This is a genomic window from Kitasatospora sp. NPDC058190 (assembly GCF_042883685.1).
Taxonomy (GTDB): domain Bacteria; phylum Actinomycetota; class Actinomycetes; order Streptomycetales; family Streptomycetaceae; genus Kitasatospora.
In genome coordinates, this window is the sequence record NZ_JBHVVI010000228.1 from 1 (window position 1) to 6,796 (window position 6,796).

The 6,796-nt window shown below is 77.6% G+C and carries 1 protein-coding gene; it reads left to right on the plus strand.

Annotated elements, in window-relative coordinates; genetic code table 11:
• Positions 1–6,796, plus strand: a 6,796-nt coding sequence (locus ACFVWU_RS43885; protein WP_387632109.1) for an SDR family NAD(P)-dependent oxidoreductase, incomplete at both ends; no start/stop codon positions are given.

Genomic DNA, 6,796 nt, shown 5'->3' on the forward strand with positions numbered 1-6,796 from the left:
GAGGACGCCCTGAAACGCACCGGTCACGCGCAGCCCGCGCTGTTCGCCGTCGAGGTCGCGCTGTACCGGCTGCTGGAGTCCTGGGGCGTGCGGCCGGACTTCCTGGCCGGCCACTCCGTCGGCGAGATCGCCGCCGCGCACGTCGCCGGGGTGTTCACCCTCGCCGACGCGTGCGTCCTGGTCGCCGCCCGGGCCCGCCTGATGCAGGCCCTGCCGACCGGCGGCGCCATGGTCGCGGTGCAGGCGAGCGAGGACGAGGTCCTCCCGCTGCTCGGCGACGGCGTGTCGCTGGCCGCCGTCAACGGGCCGCAGAACGTGGTCGTCGCGGGCGAGACCGCGGCGGCCGAGGCCGTCGGTGCGCACTTCGCCGAACTCGGCCGCAAGGTACGGCGGTTGCGCGTCTCGCACGCCTTCCACTCGCCGCTCATGGACCCGATGCTCGACGAGTTCCGCGCCGTCGTCGCCGGGCTGGACCCGCAGGCGCCCGCGATCCCGCTCGTCTCGACGCTCACCGGCACGCTCGCCACCGTCCAGCAGCTCACCTCCGCCGACTACTGGGCCGACCAGGCCCGCCAGGCCGTCCGCTTCGCCGACGCCGTCGGCTGGCTCGGCGGCCACGGCGCCGGCCAGTTCCTCGAACTCGGCCCGGACGGCGCCCTCGCCGCGCTCGCCCAGGGCGTCCTGGACGAGCCGGCCGGCGAAGGTTGCGGCGCCCTCGCCGCGCTGCGCCCCGGCCGTGACGAGACCGAGGCGCTCACCGAGGCCCTCGCCGGCCTGCACGTGCGCGGTGTCCCGGTGCGCTGGGACGCCTACTTCGAGGGCACCGGCGCCCGCCGTGCCGACCTGCCCACCTACGCCTTCCAGCACAAGCGCTACTGGCCGAAGAGCGCGCTCTCGCGCACCGGCGACGTCCGCGCCGCCGGGCTCGGCTCGGCCAACCACCCGCTGCTCGCCGCCGCCGTTTCGCTCGCCAACACCGACGGCCTGCTGCTGACCGGCCGGCTCTCGCTGCGCACCCACCCGTGGCTGGCCGACCACGCCGTCGACGGCACCGTGCTGCTGCCCGGCACGGCCTTCCTGGAGCTCGCCGTGCGCGCGGGCGACGAGGTCGGCTGCGAGCGCGTCGAGGAGCTGACGCTCACCGCGCCACTGCCGCTGCCCGACCAGGGCGGCGTGCAGGTGCAGGTGTGGGCCGGACGGGCCGACGCGAGCGGGCGGCGCACCCTCGGCGTCTACGCCCGCCCCGAGGGCGATGAGGACGCCCCGTGGACGCAGCACGCCGACGGCATCCTCGCGCCGGGCGACTCGGCGGGTGAACAGCGCGCCAGCGCGGAGGAGTTCACGCAGTGGCCGCCGGCCGGCGCCGAGGCCCTGGACCTGGAGGGCCTGGACGAGCGCCTCGCCGGTGCGGGCTTCCGCTACGGCCCGGCCTTCCGCGGGCTGCGCGCGGCCTGGCGGCGCGGCGAGGACGTGTTCGCCGAGGTCGCCCTGGACGAGGGCGCGAGCGGCGAGGCCGGCGCGTTCGGGATCCACCCGGCGCTGCTGGACGCGGCGTTGCACGCGACGGCGTTCCTGGGGCTCGGCGGGGTGCCGTTCTCCTGGCAGGACGTCAGTCTGCACGCCGCGGGCGCGTCGGTGGCGCGGGTGCGGCTGTCCGCGACCGGGGACGACTCGGTGGCCGTCGAGGTCGCCGACGCGGCGGGCGGCCCGGTCGTCTCGGTCGGCTCGCTGCTGCTGCGGGCGCTCCCGGCGCTTGCCGGTGCGGGCACCGGGCCGGTCCGGGACGCGATGTTCGAGCTGCGCTGGTCCCGGCCGCGCGGCGGCGCGCAGGTGCCCGCCTCGGTGGCCGTCCCGGATGCGGACCCGCTCGGCCTCGGCGTGCTGCCGACGGCGGGCGAGGCCCCGGCCGAGGTGATGCTCGTGCCGCTCGCGGGCGACCCGGCCGACCCGGTCGGCTCGGCCCACGCGTTGACCGCCGTGGTGCTGGCCCGGCTCCAGCAGTGGCTCGCCGCGGACGCGTTCGGCCGGCTGGTCTTCGTGACCCGGGGCGCCGTCGCCACCACGGCGGACGAGGAGGTCACCGACCCGGCCGCGGCCGCCGTGTGGGGTCTGGTGCGCTCCGCGCAGGCCGAGCACCCGGGCCGCTTCGGCCTGGTCGACCTGGACCCGGCCGGCGGCCCGCTGCCCGAGCGCGCCCTCGGCGGCGACGAGCCCCAGCTGGCCGTGCGCGGCGGCGCCGTGCTCGCGGCCCGGCTGGCCCGCGCGGGCGCGGTGGCCGTGACCGGCGCCGCGTGGGACCCGGACGGGACCGTCCTGATCACCGGTGGCACCGGCGGCCTCGGCGCCGTCCTCGCCCGGCACCTGGTGGCCGAGCACGGCGTGCGTCGCCTCGTGCTCGCGAGCCGCCGGGGAACCGCGGCCGAAGGCGCCGCCGACCTGGCCGCGCGGCTCGCCGAGGCGGGCGCCGAGGTCGCCGTCGAGGCGTGCGACCTCACCGACCGCGCCGCCGTCGAGCGCCTGATCGCGGGCGTGCCCGCCGGACACCCGCTGACCGCCGTGGTGCACGCCGCCGGCGTGCTCGACGACGGCGTCGTCGAGCAGCTCACCCCCGAGCGGCTCGCCGCTGTCCTGCGGCCCAAGGCCGACGCCCTGTGGCACCTCCACGAGGCCACCCGCGCCCTGGACCTCGCCGCGTTCGTCGTCTTCTCGTCCTTCTCCGGCACCGTCGGCGCGGCCGGGCAGGCCAACTACGCCGCGGGCAACGCCTTCGCGGACGCGCTCGTGCGCACCCGCCGCGCCGCCGGACTGCCCGGACTCTCGCTCGGCTGGGGCCCCTGGGCCCCCGTCGGCGGAATGACCGGAGGGCTCACCGACGCGGACCTCGACAGGCTCGCCCGGCTCGGCACCCCGGCGCTCTCCGAGGCCGACGGCACCGCGCTGTTCGACGCCGCCCTCGCCCGCCCCGAGACCGTCCTGCTGCCCGTCCGCCTCGACCTCCCGGCGCTGCGCGCCCGGGGCGAGGTGCCGCCGCTCCTGCGCGGCCTGATCCGCACCCCCGCACGGCGTGCCGCCGTGACCGCCACCGAGGCGGCCGGCGCCCTCACCCGCCGGCTCGCCGGGCTGGACGAGCGCGCCCGCACCGAGGCCGTCGTCGACCTGGTCCGTGCCCAGGCCGCGGCCGTGCTGCGGCACGCCGACGCGTCCGAGGTCGACCCGCACCGCCCGTTCCAGGACCTCGGCTTCGACTCGCTCACCGCCGTCGAGCTGCGCAACCGTCTGAGCGCCACCACCGGCCTGCGCACCTCCGCGACCGTCGTCTTCGACTACCCGACCGTCACCGCCCTCGCCGGGCACGTCCTGGACGGCCTGACGGGCGCCCAGGCGCCCGCCGCCGCGGCCCCCGTGCGCGCGGCGGCCGACGACGACCCGATCGTCATCGTCGGCATGAGCTGCCGCTACCCCGGCGGCGTCGCCTCGCCCGAGGACCTGTGGCGCCTGCTGCGCGAGGGCACCGACGCGATCTCCGGCCTGCCCACCGACCGCGGCTGGGACGTCGAGTCGCTCTACCACCCGGACCCGGACCACCTCGGCACCAGCTACACCCGCTTCGGTGGCTTCCTGCACGAGGCCGCCGACTTCGATCCGGGCTTCTTCGGCATGAGCCCGCGCGAGGCGCTGGCCACCGACGCCCAGCAGCGCCTGCTGCTGGAGGCCTGCTGGGAGGCGGTCGAGCGGGCCGGGATCGACCCGGTGTCGCTGCGCGGCAGCCGCACCGGCGTGTTCGCCGGCGTGATGTACAACGACTACTCCGCGCTGCTCGCGGGCGGCCGCTTCGAGGGCCACCAGGGCAGCGGCACGTCGCCCAGCATCGCCTCCGGCCGCGTCTCCTACACGCTCGGCCTGGAGGGCCCGGCCGTCACCGTCGACACCGCGTGCTCCTCCTCGCTCGTCGCCATGCACTGGGCCATGCAGGCCCTGCGCGCCGGCGAGTGCACGCTGGCCCTGGCCGGCGGCGTCACCGTGATGTCCACCCCGACCTCGCTGATCGAGTTCTCCCGCCAGCGCGGTCTCGCCCCGGACGGGCGCTGCAAGGCGTTCTCCGACCGGGCCGACGGCGTCGGCTGGTCCGAGGGCGTCGGCGTGATCGCCCTGGAGCGCCTGTCCGACGCCCGCCGCAACGGGCACCCCGTCCTCGCCGTCGTGCGCGGCTCCGCCGTCAACCAGGACGGCGCCTCCAACGGGCTCACCGCCCCCAACGGGCCCTCCCAGCAGCGCGTGATCCGCCAGGCCCTGGCGACCGCAGGGCTCGCCACGGCCGACGTCGACGTCGTCGAGGCGCACGGCACCGGCACCTCCCTGGGCGACCCGATCGAGGCCCAGGCGCTGCTGGCCACCTACGGCCAGGACCGCGAACTCCCGCTGCTCCTCGGCTCGGTGAAGTCCAACCTCGGCCACACCCAGGCCGCCGCGGGCGTCGCGGGCGTGATCAAGATGGTGCTGGCGATGCGGCACGGCGTCGTGCCCCGCACCCTGCACGCGGCCGAGCCGTCCTCCCACGTGGACTGGGACGAGGGCGCGGTGGAGCTGCTGACCGAGGAGGCGGACTGGCCGGAGACCGGCCGCCCGCGCCGGGCCGGCGTGTCCTCCTTCGGCTTCAGCGGCACCAACGCCCACGTCATCCTCGAACAGGCTCCCGCCGTCGTCCCGCGGGATGCCACCCCGGCCGTCGCGGAGCCCGTCCTGCTGTGGCCGCTGGCCGGCCGCAGCCCGGCCGCGCTGCGCGACCAGGCCGCCCGCCTGCGCGCCTTCGCCACCGCGGACCCGGCCGCGAGCCCGGCCGACCTCGGCCTCTCGCTCGCCACCACCCGCTCCGGCTTCGACCACCGCGCCGTCGCCGTCGGCGGCGACCGCGACGAACTGCTCGCCGCCCTGACCGCCCTCGCCGCGGGCGAGTCCGCTGCCGGGCTGGTCGCGGGCGAGACCGGCGCCGGCAAACTCGCCGTGCTGTTCGCCGGCCAGGGCGCACAACGTCTCGGCACCGGACGCGAACTCGGCGAGCGCTTCCCGGTGTTCGCGGAGGCGCTGGACGAGGTGCTGCGCGAGTTCGGGTCCCGGCTGGAGCGCCCGCTGCGCGAGGTCCTCCACGGTGACGACGAGGAGCTGCTGAACCGCACCGGGTGGGCGCAGCCCGCGATCTTCGCCGTCGAGGTCGCCCTGTTCCGCCTGATCACCTCGCTCGGCGTGCGCGCCGACGTGCTGCTCGGCCACTCCGTCGGCGAGATCGCCGCCGCGCACTGCGCCGGGGTGCTCCCGCTCGCCGACGCCTGCGCGCTCGTGGCCGCCCGGGCCCGGCTGATGGACGCGCTGCCCGAGGGCGGCGCCATGGTCTCCGTCGAGGCCACCGAGGACGAGGTGCTGCCGCGCCTGGTGCCCGGCGTCTCCGTCGCGGCCGTCAACGGGCCGCGGGCCGTGGTGATCTCCGGCCTGGAGGACGAAGTCCTGCGCATCGCCGGAGAGTTCGCGACCGAGGGCCGCCGGACCAAGCGGCTGCGCGTCTCGCACGCCTTCCACTCGCCGCTGATGGAGCCGATGCTGGAGGAGTTCCGGCGCACCGTCGCGGAGCTGGACTTCCACGCGCCGGTCATCCCGCTGGTCTCCGACACCACCGGCGAGCTCGCCACCGAGACGGAGCTGTGCTCGCCCGAGTACTGGGTCGAGCACGTCCGCCGGGCCGTCCGCTTCGCCGACGGCGTCCGCGCCGCCCGCGCGGCCGGCGCCGCGACCTTCCTCGAACTCGGCCCGGACGGCGTGCTGTCCGCGCTCACCGAGGAGATCCTGGCCGACACTGTGCCGGCCGATCATGGCGCAGTGACGGCCGTCCCGCTGCTGCGCGCCGGGCGCCCCGAGGAGCGGACCGCCGCCCTCGCCCTGTCCGCGCTCCACGTGCGCGGGCACGCCCTGGACTGGGCCGCGCTGTACGCGGGCACCGGCGCCCGCCGCACCGACCTGCCCACCTACGCCTTCCAGCACGAGCGCTACTGGCCCGAGGCCGAGCCCGACACGGGCGCCCCGGCCGCCGACCCCGCCGACTCCGCCCTGTGGGGCGCCGTCGAGCGCGGCAGCGCCGCCGAACTCGCCGGCCTGCTCGGCCTGCGCGACGAACAGCACGCCGGCCTCTACGCCCTCCTGCCCGCCCTCGCCGACTGGCGCCGCACCCGGCACGAGAAGGCCCGGCTCGACGCCGCCCGCTACCGCGTCCACTGGCGGCCCGTCCGCCCGGCGGCCGCACCCGTGCTGGACGGCACCTGGCTGGTCGTCACCACCGACGCCGTCGACGACGCCGAACTCCTCGACGCCCTGCGCGGCCACGGCGCGCGTCTCGAGCGGCTGGTGCTCGACGAGGACTGCCGCGACCGCGCCGAACTCGGCCGCCGGACAGGGGACTTCGGCGAGCTGAGCGGCATCCTGTCGCTCGTCCCGCTGGCCGACCGGCCCACCCCCGGGCCCGGCCTGCCGGAGGGTGTCGCGCTCGGCGTCGCCCTCGCCCAGGCCCTGGGCGACCTGCGGTCCGCCGCGCCGCTGTGGACCGTCACCTGCGGCGCCGTCTCCACCGGTCCCGCCGACCCGCTCACCAACCCCGTCCAGGCCGCCGCGTGGGGACTCGGCCGGGTCGCCGCCCTGGAGCGCCCCCAGGCGCCGGGCGGGCTGGTCGACCTGCCGCCGGTGCTCGACGCGCCGACCGTGCAGGGCCTGGTCGGCGTCCTCGCGGGCGGTGGCCGCGGGGGAGAGGACCCTG